General features: G+C 43.0%; 20 protein-coding genes and 1 pseudogene. 12 read left to right on the top strand and 9 right to left on the bottom strand.

Going from position 1 to position 19,812, the window contains the following annotated elements:
- A partial coding sequence (locus PN457_RS13860; protein ID WP_271733953.1) for a pentapeptide repeat-containing protein occupies window positions 1-219 on the top strand: 219 nt, incomplete at its 5' end.
- A gap of 101 nt (window positions 220-320) precedes the next feature.
- Window positions 321-1,058 (top strand): creatininase family protein, encoded by a 738-nt coding sequence (locus tag PN457_RS13865; protein WP_271733954.1) that lies wholly within the window; start codon window positions 321-323, stop codon window positions 1,056-1,058.
- Window positions 1,059-1,232: 174 nt separating this feature from the next.
- Here PN457_RS13865 and obgE read toward each other — a convergent pair whose 3' ends face one another.
- Complete coding sequence (gene obgE / locus PN457_RS13870; protein WP_271733955.1) at window positions 1,233-2,261, bottom strand: GTPase ObgE; 1,029 nt, start codon at window positions 2,259-2,261, stop codon at window positions 1,233-1,235.
- 539 nt (window positions 2,262-2,800) lie between these two features.
- On the opposite strand from obgE, the gene PN457_RS13875 reads away from it, so the two are divergent.
- Complete coding sequence (locus tag PN457_RS13875) at window positions 2,801-3,931, top strand: glutamate-cysteine ligase family protein (protein ID WP_271733956.1); 1,131 nt, start codon at window positions 2,801-2,803, stop codon at window positions 3,929-3,931.
- Window positions 3,932-3,985: 54 nt separating this feature from the next.
- Here the strand turns inward: PN457_RS13875 and PN457_RS13880 are convergent, their stop codons facing one another.
- Together PN457_RS13880 and PN457_RS13885 are read right to left on the bottom strand one after the other, a co-directional pair.
- On the bottom strand, window positions 3,986-5,821 hold the full coding sequence (locus PN457_RS13880; RefSeq protein ID WP_271733971.1) for a peptidoglycan D,D-transpeptidase FtsI family protein: 1,836 nt from the start codon (window positions 5,819-5,821) through the stop codon (window positions 3,986-3,988).
- Between the two features lie 97 nt (window positions 5,822-5,918).
- Window positions 5,919-6,608 (bottom strand): hypothetical protein, encoded by a 690-nt coding sequence (locus PN457_RS13885; RefSeq protein WP_271733957.1) that lies wholly within the window; start codon window positions 6,606-6,608, stop codon window positions 5,919-5,921.
- Between the two features lie 434 nt (window positions 6,609-7,042).
- On the opposite strand from PN457_RS13885, the gene PN457_RS13890 reads away from it, so the two are divergent.
- The 4 genes from PN457_RS13890 (at window position 7,043) to glgB (ending at window position 11,172) form a co-directional block, all read left to right on the top strand.
- Window positions 7,043-7,210 carry a hypothetical protein gene (locus PN457_RS13890; RefSeq protein ID WP_271733974.1) on the top strand — a complete coding sequence of 56 codons (168 nt, stop codon included), beginning with the start codon at window positions 7,043-7,045 and terminating at the stop codon, window positions 7,208-7,210.
- 355 nt (window positions 7,211-7,565) lie between these two features.
- Entirely contained in the window at window positions 7,566-8,240 is a 675-nt protein-coding gene (locus PN457_RS13895) for a glutathione S-transferase family protein (protein WP_271733958.1), read from the top strand.
- A 1-nt stretch (window position 8,241) separates the two neighbouring features.
- Window positions 8,242-8,571, top strand: coding sequence for a hypothetical protein (locus PN457_RS13900; protein ID WP_271733959.1), 330 nt, complete (start codon window positions 8,242-8,244; stop codon window positions 8,569-8,571).
- A 309-nt stretch (window positions 8,572-8,880) separates the two neighbouring features.
- Window positions 8,881-11,172: a 1,4-alpha-glucan branching enzyme gene (glgB, locus tag PN457_RS13905; RefSeq protein WP_271733972.1), complete on the top strand. Its 2,292-nt coding sequence runs from the start codon at window positions 8,881-8,883 to the stop codon at window positions 11,170-11,172.
- Between the two features lie 61 nt (window positions 11,173-11,233).
- Here glgB and PN457_RS13910 read toward each other — a convergent pair whose 3' ends face one another.
- Window positions 11,234-11,890 carry a DUF3386 domain-containing protein gene (locus PN457_RS13910; RefSeq protein ID WP_271733960.1) on the bottom strand — a complete coding sequence of 219 codons (657 nt, stop codon included), beginning with the start codon at window positions 11,888-11,890 and terminating at the stop codon, window positions 11,234-11,236.
- A 102-nt stretch (window positions 11,891-11,992) separates the two neighbouring features.
- Between PN457_RS13910 and PN457_RS13915 the strand changes: the two genes are divergently transcribed.
- Window positions 11,993-12,658, top strand: coding sequence for a LuxR C-terminal-related transcriptional regulator (locus tag PN457_RS13915; protein WP_271733961.1), 666 nt, complete (start codon window positions 11,993-11,995; stop codon window positions 12,656-12,658).
- A 7-nt stretch (window positions 12,659-12,665) separates the two neighbouring features.
- Here the strand turns inward: PN457_RS13915 and hisB are convergent, their stop codons facing one another.
- Both hisB and fabI read right to left on the bottom strand, forming a co-directional pair.
- Window positions 12,666-13,316 (bottom strand): imidazoleglycerol-phosphate dehydratase HisB, encoded by a 651-nt coding sequence (gene hisB, locus PN457_RS13920; protein ID WP_271733963.1) that lies wholly within the window; start codon window positions 13,314-13,316, stop codon window positions 12,666-12,668.
- 144 nt (window positions 13,317-13,460) lie between these two features.
- Complete coding sequence (fabI, locus tag PN457_RS13925; RefSeq protein WP_271733964.1) at window positions 13,461-14,237, bottom strand: enoyl-ACP reductase FabI; 777 nt, start codon at window positions 14,235-14,237, stop codon at window positions 13,461-13,463.
- A 375-nt stretch (window positions 14,238-14,612) separates the two neighbouring features.
- Between fabI and ntcA the strand changes: the two genes are divergently transcribed.
- From ntcA to PN457_RS13940, 3 genes are all read left to right on the top strand, one after another.
- Window positions 14,613-15,284, top strand: coding sequence for a global nitrogen regulator NtcA (gene ntcA, locus PN457_RS13930; protein ID WP_271733965.1), 672 nt, complete (start codon window positions 14,613-14,615; stop codon window positions 15,282-15,284).
- Window positions 15,285-15,473: 189 nt separating this feature from the next.
- The gene (locus tag PN457_RS13935; protein ID WP_271733966.1) at window positions 15,474-16,859 is read left to right on the top strand and encodes a DUF3084 domain-containing protein; all 1,386 of its coding nucleotides are present in this window, start codon (window positions 15,474-15,476) and stop codon (window positions 16,857-16,859) included.
- Between the two features lie 46 nt (window positions 16,860-16,905).
- On the top strand, window positions 16,906-17,349 hold the full coding sequence (locus tag PN457_RS13940; protein ID WP_271733967.1) for a pre-16S rRNA-processing nuclease YqgF: 444 nt from the start codon (window positions 16,906-16,908) through the stop codon (window positions 17,347-17,349).
- Between the two features lie 81 nt (window positions 17,350-17,430).
- Here PN457_RS13940 and PN457_RS13945 read toward each other — a convergent pair whose 3' ends face one another.
- Window positions 17,431-17,694 carry a DUF3146 family protein gene (locus tag PN457_RS13945; protein ID WP_271733968.1) on the bottom strand — a complete coding sequence of 88 codons (264 nt, stop codon included), beginning with the start codon at window positions 17,692-17,694 and terminating at the stop codon, window positions 17,431-17,433.
- 87 nt (window positions 17,695-17,781) lie between these two features.
- Here PN457_RS13945 and pdxH point away from each other — a divergent pair, with 87 nt between their 5' ends.
- Window positions 17,782-18,429 carry a pyridoxamine 5'-phosphate oxidase gene (pdxH, locus tag PN457_RS13950; protein ID WP_271733969.1) on the top strand — a complete coding sequence of 216 codons (648 nt, stop codon included), beginning with the start codon at window positions 17,782-17,784 and terminating at the stop codon, window positions 18,427-18,429.
- A gap of 40 nt (window positions 18,430-18,469) precedes the next feature.
- On the opposite strand, the gene PN457_RS13955 is transcribed toward pdxH, so the two are convergent.
- Together PN457_RS13955 and PN457_RS13960 are read right to left on the bottom strand one after the other, a co-directional pair.
- Complete coding sequence (locus PN457_RS13955; protein WP_271733970.1) at window positions 18,470-19,372, bottom strand: DUF3153 domain-containing protein; 903 nt, start codon at window positions 19,370-19,372, stop codon at window positions 18,470-18,472.
- 126 nt (window positions 19,373-19,498) lie between these two features.
- Window positions 19,499-19,812: pseudogene (locus tag PN457_RS13960) on the bottom strand (hypothetical protein); the annotation flags it as partial.

A 19,812-nucleotide genomic window follows, 5' to 3' on the forward strand; every position in this document is an offset into this window, starting at 1 on the left:
AATCTGAGCGGGGCGAATCTGAGCGGGGCGAATCTGAGCGGGGCGAATCTGAGCGGGGCGAATCTGAGCGGGGCGAATCTGACTGGGGCGAATTTATCGCAATCAAACACAATGGCAGCAAACTTCCATAACGCCACTCTGACAGATGCTTGTATCCAAGACTGCAATTTTCATGGTGCGACAAAACTAGATGCAGCAATTTGTGAATATTTTCATTGAGAATTAGCTGCGGATCTGATATAAATTCTCATCCAGTAGTAGAGGAATTTTCTAAAATGCTAGTAGAAATTGGATATTCCTAAACTAAATTATCTCACACAATGTTACTACATTTAAGCACCTGGCAAGAAGTTGAAACCTATTTACAAGAATCTCAGGGTATTATTATCCCCATCGGCTCCACAGAACAACATGGACCCACAGGCTTAATTGGTACTGATGCTATTTGTGCAGAGGCGATCGCTGGTGGCGTGGGTGAAGCAACTCAAGCAATGGTTAGCCCTACAATCAATGTCGGCATGGCATTACATCATACCGCTTTTCCCGGTACAATAAGCCTACGTCCAAGTACATTGATTCAGGTAGTCACAGACTATATTACTTGTTTAGCTAAAACTGGTTTTACTAAGTTCTATTTTATCAATGGACACGGTGGTAACATTGCCACCCTGAAAGCTGCATTCTCAGAAACCTATGCGCACTTGGAAAATTTGCAGATTAGCAACGCCCAATGTCAACTTGCTAACTGGTTTATGTGCAGTTCTGTATATAAACTTGCCAAAGAATTATATGGCGATCAAGAAGGTGCCCATGCTACCCCCAGCGAAGTAGCCGTTACCCAGTATATTTATCCACAATCTATTAAAAAAGCATCCCTGACACCAGAAGTTGCTCTTGGACATAAAATTTATGGTGCAACTGACTTCCGCAGACGCTATCCAGATGGACGCATGGGTTCAAATCCGGCTTTAGCAACACCAGAACACGGTCAGCAGTTTTATGATTTGGCGGTGACAGAACTCAGTACAGGATATTTAGAGTTTTTGAAAGCCGAATAGTATCGCTAGTCGTTAAGTTTACATGGTGGGTTACGGCGTAGTGGCAAATACATATATTTATATGTTTAATTTTATGCCTAACCCACCCCAGATGGTTACTACAAACTCTTATATTTTGCGTCCCTTACCCATGACTGTTCTTTACATCTTTGTATTGAGCTTAAACACTGGCCTTTACCGCAAAATCTCTACCTCTTCAGCCACATTTATCTGGTCAAGGACTCCCCAAACTTGCTGTAACATTGGTTCTAACCCAGCGCGGGTAACTGCGGAGATTAAGAACACAGGAGAAAGGGAAAGGTGATGAAGTTGAGCCGCTACGGCTTCTAAATCCACTGTGTCCCTGTCCACCGCATCAATTTTATTCAGCGCTAAAATTTGGGGACGCTTTGCTAAACCTCGTCCATAGGCTTGCAACTCTTCCTTAATTATCTTGTATTCACTAATCACATCTTCGCTAGTTGCATCAATGAGGTGTAGCAGAACCTTTGTGCGTTCAATGTGGCGCAAAAAATCGTATCCCAAACCCGCACCCTGAGAAGCACCTGCAATTAAACCGGGAATATCAGCAAACACAGTACCATCACCAGTAGGTTTTCTGACTACACCCAAATTAGGGATGAGAGTTGTAAAAGGATAGTCAGCAATTTTGGGACGTGCTGCTGATAGAGATGAAATTAGCGTAGATTTACCAGCATTGGGTAAGCCAATAATTCCTACTTCCGCTAAAAGTTTTAACTCTAGGCGTATTACCTTCATTTCTCCTGTGAGTCCAGGTAAAGCATATTCTGGGGCGCGGTTACGGTTACTCAGAAAATGCTGATTTCCTAGTCCACCTTTTCCACCTTCAGCAACCCGAAAACTTTGTCCAGGATCAATTAAATCACATAGCAAAGCCCCTGTACTGGCATCATATACAGAAGTACCACAGGGAACTTCGATGATTAAATCCTTACCATTAGCCCCGGTACAGTTATTTGGACCACCACGTCCACCATTATCAGCTTTAAAAAGATGCTTGTATCGAAAGTCCAGCAAAGTTTGTAGGTTAGTATCCACAACAAAAATCACCGAACCGCCTCGTCCCCCGTTTCCACCAGATGGACCCCCTGCTGGTACGTATTTCTCACGTCGGAAGGCGACGATACCATCCCCACCTTTACCCGCTTCAACTTCGATTACCGCTTGGTCAATAAATTGCATAATTTAGTTATTTATCATTCGTCATTGGTCATTAGTCCTCTGGAACGTTACCAATTGATTTCAGGTATCCGTTAAGAGTTCTAGTTGATTGGTTGTTAGCTTTAATACATCTACTTTTTCCTTTCTTAACAGGTTACGATTATATGCTGCTATGACCCAGTGCTGATTTTTTTACAAAGGCACCCTAGCTATTTTGACGAAAAGACTATTTCTTTGATAACTTCCTGTTCATAAACCTTCTGCTATATTCCCACCAATGTTATCTGCTCAACGAATTATTTATTTACCTAGTGTATCTTGGTCCAATGGCTGCCAAGCATTAACCATTTTCCAGACAATTGATCAACCCGTAATTTTAGAAACCTCCCACTTGACTAAACTAGCAAATTCCAAGACTCCAAATTAACATAAATTTCTAGTACAATTTACTACAAATTTGATAAATTAATTAATGGAAAAGTATCTCGGACAGATTACTACATAGGATACAAGTAGCCGTAACCTAACTAGACAGCCCAACTAACTGTAATCAAGTATACATGAAAGTTTATTTTGGCATTGAGCATGAAGTCGCTTTCCTCAACCACGAAGGAAAATTTGCTGATTTTTCCCAAACTAAATTCTCTGACTTTAATCAAATTGTCGAAAAACTGCCCACATACCCCAACGATTATTCACAATTGCGCGTTGGCGATGCTGGTATTCGGCAAAAGAGATGGTATATTGAGGGTTTTGAAAGATTTGCTAATTCTGAAAAGGTGATAGACTGTATACCCAAAGGTATCGAAATCAGAACCACTATCCACTCTGATATTTCAGGTGCTTTAACTGAATTATCAGAAAGTTTTCAATTACTGCGTGAAGTGGCTGCTGGCTATGGGTTTTCACCTGTTTTAACTAGTTTTAACCCCTATAAGACTGTATTTGAACCTCAACCACCTTTAAATGATTATGAACTCCAACAGTTACAGACTTATCCTGATGAACAAACCGCCAATATTTACATGGTAACTTATGGTCCAGATTTAAATATCTCAGTGCCAGATTTACCAATTGAAAATGTGATTGATATTGGCAAGAAGTTAACCTATTATAGTCCCTATATCGTTCCTTTTAGTTATAGTTCCCCTTTTTATAATGGGGGATTATGGGATGGTTTGTCAGTCAGAACTTTTGTCAGAACGGGAAAAAGATCGGCAGCACTGGTGTTTGTCGAGAAGGAAGAACAACTCATTAATAGCGTGCCATCATTGACAAAAATCGCCCGTATTCCTGCTGAAGTGGGACGCATTGAATTTAAAGCTTTTGATAGTTGTGATGACTTTTCTATCTATGGGGGGTTGTTGGCATTATTGAAAGGTTTGATCTTGGATAAAAGTTTACCAGGTAGAGCAATTAGGCCTAACGCGACTTTACACCAAATCTCTGCAAAAAAAGGCTTTGATTATCCAGATATTTGTGCTAATGCTACACAGCTTTTACAAGTAGCTGAGGTTTCCTTGAGGGATGATTCAGATGTTCAGTTATTAACACCATTAAAAGATATACTAGCAAAGCGCAAAACTAAATCCCATGAACTAATAGCGGCTTACCAAAGTGTCGGTTCAATTGAACAAGCACTGCAAAACACTTACGCCCACCCTAGCATAGAGAGTAGGACAAATGAATAACCTCACCTTTAGGGGCAATTCATAGAATTGCCCTTAGATAATTTAGTCTTTTATTTAGGAATTTGTATTGGTTGACTGACTGGGTGGGATACCTTCAATGGTAATCAACCCCTCAATTACAGTTTTGACGATTGGTGCGGCCACAGTAGAACCATAAGCATTTATGCCTTGTGGCTCATCCACTACCGCAAAAACTACATACCGCGGAGATTCTACCGGTAAAATACTTACGAAGCTAGTTATCCGCGCATTTGGGAGATAGCCACCATTTGGACTCGCTTTTTGAGATGTACCGGTTTTACCACCAATGCGATAACCCGGAATTTTAGCATTACTACCAGTACCTTCTGATACTACAGTTTCCATCATTTCCACTACCTTTTGAGTTGTGGTTGCTGAGAAAATTTGGCGTGTTGTGGGCAGATCAGGCGCATAATGCATCTGGCCTTTACTGTCCACCAACCCTCGCACTACATGGGGTGTGACTAATTTACCCCCATTCGCTAAAACGCCATGCATTTGCACCAACTGTAACGGTGTTAAAGCAAAACCTTGCCCAAAGGATGTAGTTGCTGGTTCAATGGGTGAACTGAGAAACTGTCTTGAACCTTTGAGCCGTCCCCCCACTTCAAAAGGCAAATCTGTATCGACTGTTTCCCCTAGCCCCAAACGTTCTAGCCAATTGTAATAAACTTGTGGTTGTATGCGTTCAATGATCCGCACCATGCCAATATTGCTAGAAGTTTGTAATATCTGTGCAATGTTAATATTGCCATAACTCTTGTGACCTGCATTTCTAATCGTGTGCTTACCTATTTGAATAGAACCGGGATCATTAAACACATCATCTGCTTTAATTACGCCATTCTCTAGGGCGATCGCCACATTCAAAGGCTTAAAAGTCGATCCCGGCTCATAAAGATCAGCTACTGTCCAGTTTCTAAATAGGGAAATATCAGCACTAGAGTATTCATTGGGGTTATAGGTAGGATAGGAAGTCAGAGCTAGTAAAGAACCGTCTGAAGCATCCATAACAATTACCGCCCCACGTTTAGCCTGAAACTTCTCTATCTGTTTTTCTAGAGCAGTACCGGCGACCCTTTGCAAACGGCTATCAATAGTTAATTGCAGTCGCAGGTCATCGAAATTTAAAAATCCTTCCGGTGCATGAATTGGTAGAAGTCTACCATTACCAGCCCTACTCAGCCGCGCTGTCTGCGGGGAACGTTCTAATAAATTCTCTTGACTGTATTCCACACCAGCCTGACCCTTACGGTCAAGATTGACGTAGCCCACCACGTCCGCAACCACATTCTTTTGCGGGTAATATCGGGAGTATTGTTGAATCAATTCTAAGCCATTTAAGCGCAATGATCTCACACGCCCAGCACTGACTTCGGGTAAGCCGGAAGCAAGTGTAATCCCACTCCTGCGACTTTCAAAAGTTTTCACCAATTCAGCCGGGGGTTTGTCGAGTATGGGAGCGAGTTGTTCTGCCATTTGTTTATTAGACTGAGCAAACAGCTTAGGATGGGCATATAAGGTATATACAGGTCGGTCAACAGCTAATACACTATTAGTGCGATCTACCACTAGGCGACGGGGAACGAAAGGCCGTAAATTCACCATTTGCTGGTTACGCGCCTTCTCGGTTAACTTTGCTCCCTGGATAATCTGCAACTGATATAAATTAATAGCCAAACCCAAACCTGCGGTCATTAATATGCCCCAAACCACGAACAGCCGGGGTCTGGTATTGGATATCTGGTCTTGAGGATTAGAGGTGAACCTAAACCTCTGCATAAATGCTAGGATAGAAGACTTTCCTCGCCTTCTAAATGCTGAATTTTGAAAATTTCTCAATTTTAGTTTACCGGGTGACTTCTGTATTTACCTGCTCAGTATTAGTTATCGGTTATTAGGAACAGCCGGATTCCCCTAAGTGCATCATTCAGGGTTGAAATCCTGTACTCCCGCTTTGATAACTCTAATATCCTAGTGGTAAGGGAGTGTTTTGCGGCTTTTCCATATTTAGTGCTGTGCCAGGGGGTGTAGCATCAGAACTAGAAGATGGAGATGCTGCGGGCAAAAAAATTGTTCTGGCTGGTGTTGGTGACACTAGCGCAGTGGCTTCGTCTTGTGCTTCTTCAGCCATTTTGTTCTTGAGGGTAGCGTTAGTTGTGGTTAACTGCCGTTCATAAAGTTTCAGGTTTTGTAGCCTGTTATATTCCTGACTCCACAGTTGTTGAGAATATACTATCCAACCATACACAAATAAAGTTGCTGCTACCAAGAAAAACGTGACTACGGAGGAATAACGATGTGATGTGTACAAGCGCAGTAACCAAAAAGGTCCAGAGCCATAATTAGGCATCACGGGTAAGCTACCTTCCCCTAGCTTCTGATTTTTCTGGGTTGTTCTATTTGATTGACTTTCCACCCGTGAGACTCGTTGTTTAGCGACTTCAGGTAATGGATGAGTCGTAGAAACCGGCAACTTCTTGACAGCACGCCGTTGTCTTTTTGAGGATCTTGGCAAAGGTTCATCTACAAGTGTAGATGTACTCCCAGAGGTTGATCCTAGAGGGATGGGAGGCCCCTCCCCGTTGGATGGGGTAGGATTGATTCGGAACCAAAGACCTGTTTTGGGAACAGCCGATTTACGCACAACAGCCATATATGTTTTTAGATGGAAAATACAGTGTTTTAAACCTTTAGCCTGTTTGTCCTCAGGCGACAATCCTCGTGTGATACTTCACTGCACTAATGATGGCATTAGCTGGGTATTGTAATACCTGTCACTGGTAGGCAGCAATGTGCCATTTCCAGTATGGCAACACAAGGCAGCAAGGCACAAGAGCCTTGTAAAATAAAGAATTTTCATCTGATGTCTTGTTTGTCCGCCAAGTTGATTTTGGCTATCTGCTGACTGGAGTCCTGAAGCAGAGAAATTAATCACCCTCCTGCATAATCAATCAGCCTCAAAAAATCAGCCGAAAGTATTGCTTTTGAAAATATCAGCACAAGACATTTCAAAAATTAGCAACAAATAGGTTATGTTATACAACAGGCTATTTTTTTTATTGCCATTTTCTGGTGAAAGAGGAGTTTATGTTGAAAACAAAAATCTTTGGTTTTGTTCTAATGTTAGGGTTGGCTGCGGTTCTTGGAGCCTGTGAGCCTGGGACTGAGCCTGAAACTCCACCAGCGACTCCCACTCCTGGTGAACCCACTGACGGTGCTACTCCAGCCCCCGCACCCGGTACCAATCCCCAATAAATTTTGACTCAGTAAATCACCCCAAGAAAATTAAAAACTAGTATAATTTATGACTAAATGAACTTAATTTTTTTGGGGCGGTTATACAACATCTTTTTGTCAAATAGACTGAAAACTTTAATTAAATTAGCAGGTAAAGGGCACTGGTTAATATAATTGCAACTGTAACCAAGTTTCATGGTGGTGGCTTACGGAAAAATTATCAGGTCTATTAATCAGTTATTTATGCAACTTATTTAGGTGGTAATTTACGTAAGTCATACTCCTGCTATAGTGCGGAAATCAACATACTTTCTTGGCAAGTTGCATATCTAAAGGCATAAAATTAATCCTCATGGCGGGGCAAAGTAGCTTTATGTTGCTACTACAATTTAGTACATCCCATTACTGTCGCAAAGCTCGTCTGGCGCTCGGCTATAAGCAAATTAATTATAAAACTGAAAATCTGACTCCTGGGTGGCATATCCTGCGAGTTAGGCCGCTAACAGGTTTGAAGACTTTACCTGTGTTGTTACCACTTGAGGGTCAACCCAATGCGATCGCTGACTCTACCGAAATCTTAAAATTTCTGGAAACTTATCAACCACAACCGTCCTACTTCTTGCCTGACCATGAACAGCAGACAGAAGCGTGGATGTTAGAGGATTGGTTGGATGAAAGCATTGGTACAGCCACCAGGTTTGTATACTATCAGTTCCGGGCTGGGGAAGGCAAGGAAATTGACCCTTCACTGGTTAGTCAGATGGTAATTTCAGTAGTCCGCCAACAATATGGTATCAACCAGACTACTGTGGAATTGGCTAAAAAGAGACTTGCTATTGCCTTTTCAGAGTTATCTATTCGCTGGCAAAAAAATGACTACTTAGTAGGTAATCAGCTAAGTGTGGCAGACATTAGCGCAGCTGCCTTGCTGAGTCCTTTAGCACTGATTCCTGAGTATCGTCAAGGATATCCCTGGTTATTTGAGCGCATTGTGCAAGTCCACCAACTGTGTCATGAACCATTAGCACCAGGGTTGAGTGAGGGTTAGGATGAAGGTAATCGGGAGAAAAAAAATAGTATTTTGGGTTGTGGGTATTAGTACTACCCTTTTTTTGGGCTGGAGTGGCCATTGGGGAACAAATGCGATCGCATTACCCCCACCCGAAGATATACCAGAAGAAATATTGCGGAGGGAAATTATTCTAGACGCGCGATCGCCAGTGGACGGTAAACCCCTGAATGCTGCCGAATACGCAGAACTACAAGAACAGCTACAAGTAAGTCCTCCACCCAAACTGAATGCCGATTTACGACAAACCATTTACCTGATAAGGTTACGTAAGGCCTTACTGCAAATTTTCCCCTTCTTAGATATTTGAAGCAATTATAACGAAAATGCCGAAAAACCTTGATAACCAGGCGCATAGCCCCGTATTTAAATAGTGGGGATCAAGGCACACTTTTCTCACTTATTACTAACTTTAGGTAAATTTGAGCAGATTTTGAGTGACAGTCGTTAAACCCCAATCTCCAGTGACCATTCTGATGTACGATAACGGTGACGACAAAATTACAAATAAATTTAGAACCATAAATTTAGTTCTTTCTGGGGAAAACCCAGATCTACTCTCTAGGGTCAGCAATGGGAGTAACTCACTCAATTACTGTATTCAAATCTAGGTAGCTTCATCTCTATGACCACAATTATCCCAGAACAGGTTAACCGTATAGTTGGGAATCAGCATCACGATCCCTTTGAAATACTAGGTTCTCATTGCATAGAACAAAATGGCAAAAAAGTCTGGGCTGTGCGAGCCTACCTACCAAATGCGACTGCAGCATCGGTAATTCTTCCTGAGGAGCGTCAGGAATACCCAATGGAGACAGTACATAATCCACATTTTTTTGAATGCATAATTGAAACAGCGGAACTGACAAACTACCAGTTACGGATTAAAGAAGGTGAGCATGAGCGTGTCACCTATGACCCCTACGCCTTCCGGTCTGCGAAACTAACAGACTTTGACTTACATTTGTTTGCCGAAGGCAATCATCACCGAATATACGAAAAAATGGGAGCCCATCCCACAGAGATCAACGGTGTTAAAGGTGTTTATTTTGCCGTTTGGGCTCCCAATGCTCGTAATGTTTCCTTGCTAGGAGACTTCAATCTGTGGGACGGGCGTAAACACCAGATGCGCAAAGGCTCCACCGGCGTTTGGGAATTATTCATTCCTGAAATCGGCGTAGGAGAGCATTACAAGTATGAAATTAAAAATTTTGAAGGGCATATTTACGAAAAATCAGATCCCTATGCTTTCCAACAGGAACCCCGTCCCAAAACTGCCTCCATTGTCACTAATTTAAATACTTACACTTGGAGTGACCAAGACTGGATGGAAAAGCGTCGTCACACCGACCCCCTGACCCAACCAGTCTCCGTCTACGAAGTGCATTTAGGCTCTTGGTTACACGCTTCTAGTTCAGAACCAGCCAAATTACCCAATGGTGAGACAGAACCCGTAGTTATAGTTTCAGAACTCAAACCAGGCGCACGCTTCCTCACCTATAGAGAACTAGCAGACCGACTGATACCCTATGTCAAAGAATTGGGGTACACCCATTTAGAACTGCTACCCATTGCGGAGCATCCCTTTGATGGGTCTTGGGGTTATCAAGTAACTGGATATTATGCCCCCACTTCACGTTTTGGCAGCCCCGAAGATTTCATGTATTTTGTTGACAAATGCCACCAAAACGATATTGGTGTAATTGTCGATTGGGTTCCCGGTCACTTTCCTAAAGATGGTCATGGTTTAGCTTTCTTCGATGGTACTCACCTTTATGAGCACTCCGACCCGCGCAAAGGAGAACACAAAGAATGGGGTACTTTAGTTTTCAACTACAATCGCCACGAAGTTAGAAACTTTCTAGTAGCTAATGCCCTCTTTTGGTTTGATAAATACCATATTGATGGTATTCGCGTTGATGCTGTGGCTTCCATGCTTTACCTAGACTATTGCCGCAAAGCAGGAGAATGGCTACCTAACGAATACGGGGGTAGAGAGAACTTAGAAGCCGCAGATTTTATGCGTCAAGTTAATCACATTATCTTTAGCTATTTCCCAGGTATTCTTTCCATTGCAGAAGAATCCACTTCCTGGCCTATGGTGTCCTGGCCTACCTACACAGGCGGACTAGGGTTTAATTTAAAGTGGAATATGGGCTGGATGCACGATATGCTGGACTACTTCAGTATGGATCCGTGGTTCCGCCAGTTCCATCAAAATAATATTACCTTTAGTATGTGGTACAACCACAGTGAGAACTTCATGCTGGCTTTGTCCCATGATGAAGTGGTACATGGTAAGAGCAATATCATCGGCAAAATGCCCGGTGATACATGGCAGAAGTTAGGGAATGTGCGTTGTTTATTTAGCTATATGTTTGCTCACCCCGGCAAGAAAACAATGTTTATGAGCATGGAGTTCGGCCAATGGAGTGAGTGGAATGTCTGGGCAGATTTGGAGTGGCAATTATTACAATATCAAGACCACCAACAATTAAAGCAGTTTTTCCAGGATCTAAACCGTCTCTACCGTTCTGAACCAGCTTTATATACTCAGGATTTCGCCCAAGATGGCTTTGAGTGGATTGATTGTAGCGATAACCGTCATAGTGTGGTTTCTTTTATCCGTCATGACAAGGATTCTGATGATTTCATTGTGGTGATTTGCAACTTCACTCCCCAACCACACTCTCACTACCGCATTGGTGTACCAGAGGAAGGATTTTATACCGAGTTGTTTAACAGTGATGCCCGTCCCTATGGCGGCAGTAATATGGGTAACTTAGGTGGTAAATGGACTGATAATTGGTCTTTACATAGTCGTCCTTATTCCCTCGATTTATGTCTACCACCGTTGGGTGTGTTGATGCTGAAGTTGGATCGGCACAAAACATCTGAGGGAATGGTATAATAAGTTCTCCTTGAAAGGAAATAAGAAGCGATCGCTTCTTATTTCCCTTGAAAACTTCAGCTTAAACCGTAACAGGTGACAAAAGTTGAATGTTGGAGAAGACAAACTCTTGAGTGGAAATTTTTCCATCTGTTTGAGTGCGAATCTCCCGACGATTTAAAACAAAATATGCGCCAACTTTTTCATATTCATCGGTAAACTCACTTCTCCCACCTTTTTGTTGCCCTGTTTTGGGATCGTGGTATACAGAATCATAGGTATGGGACAAATAACCCGCCCCAGTGTCATGGCTGCTAAAAGTGTTAATTGTCACAAAAGTACCGTGAATTAAACGGTGGACGTGGCAAACCTCATTATTGCGAACCTTATATTTATCGCCTTCAGATTTACCACCCACTAAAATTTCAGTTGCACCAGTCTCGTCAGTGTCTCCATAGCTGAATTTATTCTCACTGTGAGTGTCCTCAAAGCTGCGACGGACGCGGTGAATGGCAATTTCCCACGCCTGTCCGTGAATGGCTTTCTTTGCTTGCTCATCTTCTACCCCCAACACTTCCGCCTTGAGGTTAGCATCGATGACAACTTGACCTGTAAATAGTTGGTCATCATATTTATAAGTAATATCTGCGCTATAACCGGGAAAACTCTTGTCCCAAGTGTAGCGATTTTCATAAGCAGCCCGGAAAAGTTCCTGAGCGGAAAGTTTTGTAATTGTCATCTACTTCTCCCAGAGTGACTAGCTATATTAGCGTTTTATCTTGGCTGGTATTAGCATAGAAGTAAATATGAAGCTTCGCATAGTCCCCAAGTGGGTACACTTATGCCTAATTCTCTTTCCCTTATATTTCAAGCGATCGCAAATGTCAGCAACGAGCAGGAACTACGAGTGGCGCTCATGGATAAAATTGGTGAGTATTTTGGCGTCCAACATTGCGGGATCTATCTCATCAATGAACAGCCAAATGCGGTTAATGTTCAGGCCATTCCCGCCGTATGTATGGAAAACAATCCAGTTGGTCGTTATGTAGTGGAACGACACGCTCCCGCCCATGAACAATTAATACTATCACCAGGAGATTGGAAACATTTCTGTCCCCGTCATGACCATGAACACGTGATGACTGGGCCAATTGTTTGCGATGGTCGTCTAGTGGGGACATTAAACTTAGCTCGCGATCAAGGGACTGATCCCTTTAATGGCGATGACTTAGCTGACTTAAGCGCTTTGTGCATTCATTTATCAGCAAAACTTGCCACTCTCAGAGCCAAAGAAGCAAAAATATCCAATTCACTGTTAGTCAGTCCCTTAACCGCGCGTGAGCTAGAAATTGCCGAGTTGGTAGCACAGGGGTTAACCAATGCCGAAATTGGTGAACAACTCTGGATCACACAGAATTCTGTCAAGCAAGCTTTAAAACGGATGTTTCGTAAGCTTGGTGTTTCAACTCGTACAGAAATGGTCGCAAAACTACATTTTATCTGCTAGTTAACTCCTACAGAATACCCTTAGAACTGGGAATGTTACCAGCCCGACGGGGGTCAATTTCCACCGCCATTCGGGTTGCTCTGGCAAAAGCTTTAAATGTTGCCTCAATAATATGATGGGAGTTAATGCCATCCAGTTGACGAATGTGTAATGTCATTTGGCTATGGTTAACCAATGCTACAAAGAATTCCCGTACTAGCTGAGTATCGTAGGTTCCCACTCGCTGGGTGGGAATTTCCAAGCCATAACTCAGATGAGGTCTGCCAGAAAAGTCCAGCACCACTTGCACTAAAGCTTCATCCAATGGTGCCAGAAAATTACCAAAACGAATAATACCTTTCCTGTTACCTAGGGCTTGACTGAAAGCTTGCCCTAAAGTGATACCCACATCTTCATTCGTGTGGTGATCATCAATTTCCCAGTCTCCCTGAGCTTGGACATTTAAGTCAATCAGCCCATGGGAGGAAATTTGATGCAACATATGATCTAAAAATGGAATCCCAGTTGCTGCTGTGCAGATGCCCGTACCATCCAAGTTAATAGTAACTTTTATATCAGTTTCGCCAGTGGTGCGATGAATCGAGGCTATGCGAGCAGTGTGAGTCGAATTAATTTGGCCTTGGAGTGAGTCCTTACCGAAGGTATCGCTTGTTTGCATAGGTGGAGAATCGGGAATGGGGAATGGGGAAATCACAGACCCTATGGAGGGCGCATGACTGATGAGTGATGCTTGGTGACTGTATTTTGTCGGTTAACCGCCAACCGTCAACCGTCAACCGTTAACCTTAACAATGATTAATTATTACATTCCCATGATTTCATATCCTGCATCTACATACAAAACTTGTCCTGTAATGCCACTGGCTAAATCGCTAGACAAGAAAGCAGCAGTATTGCCCACTTCTTGCTGAGTAACAGTGCGTCGCAGGGGAGCTACTTCTTCTACATGGTGAATCATATCTAAAATTCCGCCTACTGCCGAAGATGCTAATGTCCGTATCGGCCCGGCGGAAATAGCATTCACCCGAATGTTGTCAGGTCCGAGTTCAGCCGCCAAATAACGTACACTAGCTTCTAAGCCGGCTTTAGCTACTCCCATGACGTTGTAGTTAGGAATTGCCCTGACACCACCCAGATATGTGAGGGTGATGATACTACCCCCTTCGGTCATCAGCGGTTTAGCCGCACCGCTTAACTGCACTAGTGAGTAGGTGCTGATTTCTAACGCTGTTTTGAACCCAGAACGTGAGGTTTGGCTAAATCCACCGGTCAAATCCTCTCTGTTAGCGAAGGCCAGACAGTGGATGAGAATGTCCAATCTTCCCCACTGATTCTGAACTGCTTCAAAGGTAGATTTCACCTGCTCGTCATCTTGCACATTACAGGGAACAAATAAGCTGGGGTTGAGAGGTTCTACCAGTTCGGCCACCTTTTTCTCCATCTTGCCTCGCTCATCTGGCAGGTAGGTAATACCCAAGTTAGCTCCGGCTTTATGCAGTTGTTGAGCAATCCCCCAGGCAATGGAACGGTTATTGGCAATCCCTGTAACTAAGGCGTTTTTTCCAGTCAGATTCAGCATAGAAATTGTGAATGAGATCAATCATTAGGAGCATACTAGAATCTGCGCCGAGTTGGTCTTGGTTTGGCACATCATTTGCAGAAATGATCATTTAGGGGACTGTTTTCTCAAAACTTTGTCTAGATAATCCTGAATATATTCTCAAGATATCGTGAATTTTTGGGCGAAAAACCTGATGACCTTAACTGTGTAAGTACTTATAACAACTACTAGCTAAAAACATGAAAAATTATGTATCATTATGAACAAATAACCATGAAGTTATGGGTTTGAGTATAGGAATGTACAGAAAGGTTGACGGTGCTTTATTGATTTTTCAGGTGTATTCTTAGGTAATCAGTTTTTGTTTTTCCGGCATTGGGTAGGGGAAGGGAGATGATCGTGACACAAGATAAAGCCCTAGCAAATGTATTTCGTCAGATGGCGACCGGAGCATTTCCTCCAGTTGTAGAAACATTTGAACGCAACAAAACAATATTTTTTCCCGGCGATCCTGCTGAACGAGTTTATTTTCTTTTGAAGGGTGCTGTGAAACTTTCCAGGGTATATGAGGCAGGAGAGGAAATAACGGTAGCACTGCTGCGGGAAAATAGTGTTTTTGGTGTGTTGTCATTACTGACGGGAAATAAGTCTGATAGATTTTACCATGCAGTCGCATTTACGCCTGTAGAGTTACTGTCAGCCCCCATTGAACAGGTGGAACAAGCCCTTAAGGAAAATCCAGAATTATCAATGTTGATGCTGCGAGGCCTATCTTCGCGGATTTTACAGACAGAGATGATGATTGAAACCTTGGCTCACCGGGATATGGGTTCGAGATTGGTGAGTTTTCTGTTAATTCTTTGTCGTGATTTTGGTGTTCCTTGTGCTGATGGGATTACGATTGATCTGAAGTTATCTCACCAGGCGATCGCTGAGGCAATTGGTTCAACTCGGGTAACTGTCACTAGGTTATTAGGGGACCTGCGTGAGAAACAAATGATTTCTATCCACAAAAAGAAGATTACGGTGCATAAACCTGTTACCTTAAGTAAGCAGTTCACTTAAAATCAATCGGGGGAGGTGGAGTGGCAAGGGTTGTGTTCTTCAAAATTACACCCATTGGGGATAAATCGAAAATTCTCAGTAGTTTCAGCTATTGCCTATCTGTCTTCCCCTACAAGATCATCCTTGAAAGTAGTAGGCTGTATCTGGAAGCATTATGCATCCGGCACACTACGTGAACGGTAGCTGAAGATGACCACCGGGTACATCCTGATCGCGGCAATTTTAATTTTGGGGGGCGTAATTGCCACCGTGGGCGATCGCATTGGCACACGAGTTGGCAAGGCACGCCTCTCACTATTTAACCTGCGTCCGAAAAAAACGGCTGTACTAGTAACTATATTTACTGGCGGCTTAATTTCCGCTTCAACATTAGGGATCTTATTTGCGGCTGATGAAGGATTGCGGCAAGGGGTATTTGAGCTAGAAGATATTCAAAAAGACCTGAGAAACAAGCGGGAACAGCTCAAAATTGCCGAATCGGAGAAAAGCCAGGTAGAGGTTGAGTTAAGCACAGCTAGAATTGAACAAACTAAGGCGGAGCGACAGTTGCAGGTAATTAATAAATCCTTACAAGCAGCTAACGCTAAACAAAAAGCAACACAAACTCAACTTCAACGTACCCAAACCCAGCTAGGTCAAGTAGTAAGTCAGTATCAAAAAGCTTTAACTGAACTGCAAAGGGTTTACGATCAAAGACAAACATTGCAGCGGGCTATTGCACAACTAAGGGGAGAACGACAACGACTTTATGCCGAAGCTAAAACAGCAATAGAAGGGCGCGATCGCAAAATTACCCAACTTGATGCACTGATCAAAAAACGTAATCAAGAAATTGCTGCACGAGAGCAAGTAATCGCCACAAGGGAAGCCCTCCTCAAAGAATTAGAAAAACAACAGAATTTTTTAGAACAAGAAGTCACAAGGCTAGAAAAGTATTATCAGTCATACCGTGACCTACGTCTGGGCAAACTCGCACTAGTTCGCAATCAAGTCTTGGCGGCGAAGGTGGTTCGCGTTAGCCAACCTAGTGCAGCCCGTGAACTGGTAATACAACTGTTGCAAGCAGCTAACCAGAATGCCAACATTCAATTAACTGAACCGGGGGAAAATCCCACAAATAAACAGCTGATCGAGGTTAGCCCACAGAGGGTAGAACAACTGAGCCAGCAGATTAGCGATGGTCGAGAGTACGTTGTGCGAATTTTCTCTGCGGGGAATTACGTTCGCGGAGAAAACCAAATAGAATTTTTTGCGGATGCAGCCCGAAATCAACTAGTGTTTTCCGAAGGCGAGGTACTAGCCACCACTACTGCTGACCCCAAAAAGATGACATCCTATCAGCTGTCCCAAAGATTAGATTTGCTGATTTCCGCTTCGGAATTTCGGGCCCGTAATGCTGGAATTGTGGAGGGTTTGTTAAGAGAAGGTACTCATTTACGCTTTTTCTTACAATTGAGACTATATGATCAACCTTTGGAAATTAAAGCGATCGCTCTGGAGGACACTTATACAGCAGGTCCTTTAAGAATCAGGCTTTTAGCAATACTAAACGGAAAAGTAATTTTTAACACCTAAAAAAATAATTAAATCAAGCCATTGATGAAATTTCAGCGTATTGATTATGACTTTTAGTGAATTTTCACCCACACAACCAGTCATCCTAGGCTTCGACCCCGGTAAAGATAAGTGTGGTCTAGCAGTCATGGGACTAGATAGACAATTGTACTATCACCAAGTTGTAACTGCACAAAAGGCCATCCCTACCATTGAAACCCTACGTCAACAGTTTCCGGTTTCCTTAATGGTCATGGGAAACCAAACCACTGCTAAACAATGGAAACAGCAATTGCGCGAAGCACTGGTAGAGCAGCTAAGTATAATTTTAGTCGATGAGCGCTACAGCACCCTAGAAGCACGCGATCGCTATTGGCAGATGTACCCCCCCAAAGGGCTAACAAAACTCGTCCCCCAGGGTATGAGACAGCCACCACGACCCATAGATGATATTGTGGCTCTGCTCTTGATTGAACGGTACTTAAATCGCCTAACCACTAATGTTGATTAAGCGTTGAATTACATTACTCACTCGCAATTCATCTCATCATTTCCGGTTCGCGGTAAGACTAGAGGCTTCTTACTGTTTGAACTAAAGTTCAGCCCTAATAGTAAAAGCATAATCCCCTCCCGGCTCTAACTGATAATCCTGTTGTTCTAAAAAACGACCAAGAGGTTCTTTAATCAAAGCCCGACCTTGGGAAGGCTTAACAGAAAGTTCTCCTCGGCGAAAATGCCATTGGAAATACCACTCGAAGTTACCCGCACTTACTTCACCCTCAAGAAAGCCGAGTTGCCACGATTGACGGATAATTCTGACATGGGCTGTAGTTTCTGGAAGACGTTTGGCATTCACAATGCTTTGTGTTACTGGTGGAATTAAAGCCTAATTAATAGGCTACTTCTTTTATTTAGCAAACTTATCTAAAATATACAAACTCACATGGACAAGACCGTAGCTGATCTTCGCAAGGATTACACCTTGCAAGATTTGAGCGAAACCGAAATTAACCCCAATCCTGTGATTCAATTTCAAACATGGTTTGAACAAGCACTAGCAGCCCAACTTCCTGAACCCAATGCTATGACTCTGGCCACAGCTACACCAGACGGTAAGCCTTCAGCACGAATGGTACTACTCAAAGACTTTGATGACCAAGGCTTTGTTTTATTCACTAACTACAATAGTCACAAAGGACAAGAACTAGCAGCAAATCCCCAAGCAGCTTTAGTATTTTGGTGGGCAGAATTGGAACGCCAAGTCAGAATTGTGGGGACTGTAGAGAAAATTTCCCCAGAACAGTCTGATAGCTATTTTGAGATGCGCCCCCCTAGTAGTCGTTTGGGTGCATGGGCTTCTAATCAAAGTCAGGTAATTGTTGGTAGGGAAGTTTTAGAGCAACAACTCCAAGAATTCCAGCGCCAATATCAAAATCAGGAAGTTCCTAGACCACCTCATTGGGGAGGCTACCGAGTCATTCCCACAGAAATTGAGTTTTGGCAAGGTCGCCCCAGTCGCATGCATGACCGATTGCTCTATACTCGCTGCTGGGATAATAGCAGTTGGAAAATTGAGCGCTTGTCACCTTGAAGAGTGGAGACTGGGAATTAGATTTTCCCAGTTTTTTTGTTTATTCTGTAACTGGTACTTTAGTACTAGATGTAAACTGAACTCTGGGATCTGGCATGAAACTATATCTCACATAAATTCCTCCCCAGATGAACAGGATAATTAACAAACCACCAATACCCAGGGGATTAGGTAACCAGAAAACTACTTCTATATGGGTTACCTGACCTGGTGGGATCTGCCATACTAATTCCCTGCCTTTTTTCTGGGGTGGGATAGCAGTTTCGTTTTGTTCAATATTTCTGGCTCCCCAAGGGGTATTTAAACTAAAATTGAGTTCTAGAATTGATTCAGTATCCGATAACACGTTACCTCTACCGGCAATTAAGGAGAGCGATCGCAAGTCCAAATCATAAATTAATCGATTCCTGACTAACAAGAGAAAATTGTTTTGATCTATGAATAAATTTGATTCAATTTTCGGTGGTGCTGACTCCGATGATTGCTGTACACCCTCAGCTTTTTCATTTCCACGAGAGTTAAAAAAATCATTAAATTTCTCTTGCAACTCTTGACCATTACTGAAGGGAATTTTCACAATAATTTCGGAGGCGGAAATTCGTTGGCTTTTACCATCTAGTTGACGGGCGCGACGTTCTATGCTATGTAACCATTCAGATACAGAATCGGGACTAAAGCTAGTGAGTCGTTCTCCCAGTTTAATATGCTGTACTATTTCGCCACTGTTGGAGTGATTAAAATTCACTCCCGCATCGTACTCTACACACCCAGTCAACAGTAGTGATGTCAACACAACCAGCCACAAGATAGGATTTTTAATGGCAAATATCCGATGGATGAGATTCCTACCTATCAGCTTGACCACCAAAGCCATTTTTACTAAGACAAAACTTAATGCTCTAGTCAATCTCACGAAAATCTTGTTCAAAATAGGATGATTCATATAACGGTTAACGGTTGACGGTTGACGGTTGACTGTTGACTGTTGGCGGTTGACTGTTGACGGTTGACTGTTGACGGAAGGGCGATCGCCCTTCAGACCAGATGCTAAGATGTCCTATTGAGTAGTCTAGGGTAAATTATCGGGGTCAATGCCCTGGGATTGTAAATAGGCTCTGAGTTTTTCCTTAGCCTGCCTTTCCGCTTCAGCGCGTTGGCGTTCTTGTTGAGCTTTTTGGGCTTCTGTTTCAGCGCGTTGGCGTTCTTGTTCAATCTTCTCCACCGCCCAGGGTAATACATTCCCCTCCTGATCCCACCATCTCAACCAATAGCCACTGCGTCCCCCCTTTTCTCCTCTCCAAGTTCCCAAAAACAGCCCCATACTCTCTACCCAGTGACGCCCATTTTCATCTGGCTGTTTTAATTCATACTGGCCATTTTCTA

The sequence above is a fragment of the Anabaenopsis arnoldii genome (assembly GCF_028331025.1).
Taxonomy (GTDB): domain Bacteria; phylum Cyanobacteriota; class Cyanobacteriia; order Cyanobacteriales; family Nostocaceae; genus Anabaenopsis; species Anabaenopsis arnoldii.

What these genes read in the sequence shown, in the direction of transcription:
- PN457_RS13865 (WP_271733954.1), top strand. Translation starts at nt 321, where the DNA reads ATGTTACTACATTTAAGCACCTGGCAAGAAGTTGAAACCTATTTACAA.
- obgE (WP_271733955.1), bottom strand. Translation starts at nt 2,261, where the DNA reads ATGCAATTTATTGACCAAGCGGTAATCGAAGTTGAAGCGGGTAAAGGT.
- PN457_RS13875 (WP_271733956.1), top strand. Translation starts at nt 2,801, where the DNA reads ATGAAAGTTTATTTTGGCATTGAGCATGAAGTCGCTTTCCTCAACCAC.
- PN457_RS13885 (WP_271733957.1), bottom strand. Translation starts at nt 6,608, where the DNA reads ATGGCTGTTGTGCGTAAATCGGCTGTTCCCAAAACAGGTCTTTGGTTC.
- PN457_RS13890 (WP_271733974.1), top strand. Translation starts at nt 7,043, where the DNA reads ATGTTGAAAACAAAAATCTTTGGTTTTGTTCTAATGTTAGGGTTGGCT.
- PN457_RS13895 (WP_271733958.1), top strand. Translation starts at nt 7,566, where the DNA reads ATGTTGCTACTACAATTTAGTACATCCCATTACTGTCGCAAAGCTCGT.
- PN457_RS13900 (WP_271733959.1), top strand. Translation starts at nt 8,242, where the DNA reads ATGAAGGTAATCGGGAGAAAAAAAATAGTATTTTGGGTTGTGGGTATT.
- PN457_RS13910 (WP_271733960.1), bottom strand. Translation starts at nt 11,890, where the DNA reads ATGACAATTACAAAACTTTCCGCTCAGGAACTTTTCCGGGCTGCTTAT.
- PN457_RS13915 (WP_271733961.1), top strand. Translation starts at nt 11,993, where the DNA reads ATGCCTAATTCTCTTTCCCTTATATTTCAAGCGATCGCAAATGTCAGC.
- hisB (WP_271733963.1), bottom strand. Translation starts at nt 13,316, where the DNA reads ATGCAAACAAGCGATACCTTCGGTAAGGACTCACTCCAAGGCCAAATT.
- fabI (WP_271733964.1), bottom strand. Translation starts at nt 14,237, where the DNA reads ATGCTGAATCTGACTGGAAAAAACGCCTTAGTTACAGGGATTGCCAAT.
- ntcA (WP_271733965.1), top strand. Translation starts at nt 14,613, where the DNA reads ATGATCGTGACACAAGATAAAGCCCTAGCAAATGTATTTCGTCAGATG.
- PN457_RS13935 (WP_271733966.1), top strand. Translation starts at nt 15,474, where the DNA reads ATGACCACCGGGTACATCCTGATCGCGGCAATTTTAATTTTGGGGGGC.
- PN457_RS13940 (WP_271733967.1), top strand. Translation starts at nt 16,906, where the DNA reads ATGACTTTTAGTGAATTTTCACCCACACAACCAGTCATCCTAGGCTTC.
- pdxH (WP_271733969.1), top strand. Translation starts at nt 17,782, where the DNA reads ATGGACAAGACCGTAGCTGATCTTCGCAAGGATTACACCTTGCAAGAT.
- PN457_RS13955 (WP_271733970.1), bottom strand. Translation starts at nt 19,372, where the DNA reads ATGAATCATCCTATTTTGAACAAGATTTTCGTGAGATTGACTAGAGCA.